This is a genomic window from Rhodococcus sp. P3_B8 (genome assembly GCF_056402775.1).
Genome location: NZ_JBFUGT010000529.1, coordinates 1 through 2746 on the forward strand (window position 1 = coordinate 1; position 2746 = coordinate 2746).

2 protein-coding genes are annotated in these 2746 nt (G+C 66.4%); both read right to left on the minus strand.

All coding sequences use genetic code 11. The annotated features are described in order from the left end of the window. Positions 1-179: 179 nt before the first annotated feature. Entirely contained in the window at positions 180-1061 is an 882-nt protein-coding gene (locus tag AC1D1G_RS44085; protein ID WP_477956810.1) for a universal stress protein, read from the minus strand. Between the two features lie 121 nt (positions 1062-1182). Further along, positions 1183-2746: sensor histidine kinase (locus AC1D1G_RS44090; RefSeq protein ID WP_477956811.1), on the minus strand; the 1564-nt coding region annotated here is incomplete at its 5' end.

The window sequence follows — 2746 nt, forward strand, 5'->3', positions numbered from 1 at the left end:
GTGCTGGTCCATCCGCTCGTGCAGATCCTGCACGTCGGTTCTGTCGGTGGGGCGAAGGGAGCGCACGACGACGCCCGTGGTGACCGCGTGTGGCCTCCGAGCCTTCATTCACCGTCACCTCCGTCGTCGGCCGTCGGAATTCATTCAAGCCTCCATGACCCCCTTCGGACAGTGACTCCCTACCGAACGATGAGGAGCGGGCAGCGCACCGAGTGCATCAGGGCGCGGCTCGTGGATCCCAACAGCATGCTGGTGAATCCGCCGCGTCCGCGACTACCGACGACGAGAAGTCGTGCGTTGTCGGCTTGTTCGCGAAGATTGCGTACCGGTCGGTCCATGACGACCATCGTCCGAACCTTGACGTCGGGGAAATCCTCGGCCCGGCCGGCGAGACTCTCCGACAGGAGGGCCGTTTCCTGGGTGACGATCTTCTTCCACCCGGAAACGCTACCGCCCGCGTAGTGCACGGGGAGGTCGACGTCGGACCAGGCGTGAACGGCCGTGAGTTCGCACTGCCGCAGATCGGCCTCCTCGAAGGCCACCGAGATGGCGGGCTCGCTGTGTGCCGACCCGTCCACGCCCACGACGACGGGGCCCTCGAGTCGGGTGACGTCGGAATCGGGTAGGCCGCGGATGACCGCGACCGGGCACGGTGCGTGGGTGGCGACCGCGGCGCTGACCGATCCCACGAAGCCGCGCTCGACGATTCCCTGCCGGTTCGAGCCGACGACGACCATCGCTGCGGATTTCGACCTTTCGAGGAGTTCCCCTGCCGGCGTTCCGGTGCAGAGCGTGGTGTGGATGTGGAAGGTATGTCCGGGTACCGTTCGGGCGGCGATCTCCGCTGCGGCAGCCAGCCGGTTCTTCCCGTTGCGTTCCTCGTCGTCGAAGAAGCTCTCCGGCATGCCGATCGGCACACCGTAGGCGCCGGGGACGAACGTGGTCGCGATCAGCGACAGCGGGGAGTTCCGCAACGCCGCCTCCTGTGCGGCCCACGCAACCGCCTGGAGCGATGACGGTGACCCATCGGTTCCGACAACGATCGGGCGGCGCGCGGTCATGGTCTTCTCCTCGAGGAAGCGCGCGGCAGAAGTTGCCGCTACCTCTCATCGTGACGGTGCGCCCGTCGGCCGCGTAGGGGAGAAGGTCCCACCTTCGTGGGCGGGGCGAGCCGATCCCGGCTCACGGAAGTGGAGCCGACCACCGGAGAGTGGTTCCGCCACCGAGGGTTGTGTCGATGGTGAAGTGCCCGTTCACTTCCCGCGCCCGGGCAGCCAGATTTTCCAATCCACTGGTGACGACGTTCTCCACGAAACCTTTGCCGTCGTCCGCGACCTCGATGGCGAGATCGTCGTAGACGGAGATGCTGACCGTGACCGTGTCGGCTCCTGCATGCCGTACCGCGTTGCTCAACGCCTCACGCAGGACAGCCTCGGCATGTTCGCCGAGCGCGGCGTCGATGACGGACAGTGGCCCGGACATGTGCACGGTCGTGCGTAGCCCGGAATCCGCGGTGGTCTCGGCGACGATCTCGTGCAACCGCCGCCGCAACTGGGTCATACCACCCGAACCGCCGTGAAGGTCGAAGATGGCGGTACGGATATCACGCACGATGTCGTGAAGGTCGTCGATCGACTGTTCGAGCCGCTGCTTGACAACAGGAGCCTTCGCCCTCTGCAAGGTGCTCTGCAGTGACAGGCCAACCGCGAAGAGTCGCTGGATGACGTGGTCGTGGAGGTCGCGCGCGATGCGATCGCGATCGGACAGGACGTCGAGCTCACGCATTCGGCGTTGACTGTTGGCGAGTTGCAGCGCGACGGCCGCCTGGTCCGCGAACCCCGACATCAACGCCAGCTGGTCATCGGTGAACGGCGACGCGTCGACGTGACGGAGCGTCACCAGCACTCCTGCCACCGATTGCGCGGCGCGCAGCGGCAGCGCCAGCGCCGGACCGAACCGGGTTCCCGTCTCGAACCCGGGATCGAACGCCAGCGCGGTGACGCGAAGCGGTGTCCGCTCGCGGAAAGCCTCACCGGACGTGGATCTGTCGACCGGGATCGTCCGGCCGATGATGCGATCCGACACCGTCCCCGCCGATGCCGTCACCACGAGTTCGGTGACCTCGTCCGACGGGATGTCGGGATCGTCCGGCACCGCGAGGAAAGCACTGTCGGCGCCGGTGAGGGCAAGCGCGTCGTCGGCGATCACCCGCAGCACTTCCGCCGTCTCKCTGCCCGCGAGTAGTTCGGTCGCTATCTCACGTGTCGCCTCGAGCCAGGCTTGCCTCGTCCGGGACTCCTCGTACAGGCGGGCGTTCTCGATCGCGATCCCGGCGGCGGCCGCGAGCGCGCGGAGAAGCACCTCGTCGTCCTCGGTGAACTGTGCACCGTTCGCCTTCTCCGTCAGATAGAGATTCCCGAACACCTCGTCCCGGATCTGAATGGGAACTCCCAGAAACGTTTTCATCGGCGGGTGCTCGGCCGGGAATCCCACCGATGCAGAGTGATGAGACAGGTCCTCCAGCCGGACCGGCTTCGGATTGGTGATGAGAAAACCGAGGACCCCGCGACCACGGGGCAGGTCGCCGATACGCTCGCGTGTCTCCTCGTCGATGCCCTCGAAGACGAACTCACTCAAGCCCCCACCCGGGCCCAGCACCCCCAGCGCGCCGTAGCGGGCATCCACCAGATTGATCGCGGCATGGACGATGGTGCGAAGCGTGTCGTCGAGGTCGAGTCCTGACGTG

Excerpts from the sequence above, each read along its gene's own strand:
- AC1D1G_RS44085 (WP_477956810.1), bottom strand. The coding sequence starts at position 1,061 with ATGACCGCGCGCCGCCCGATCGTTGTCGGAACCGATGGGTCACCGTCA.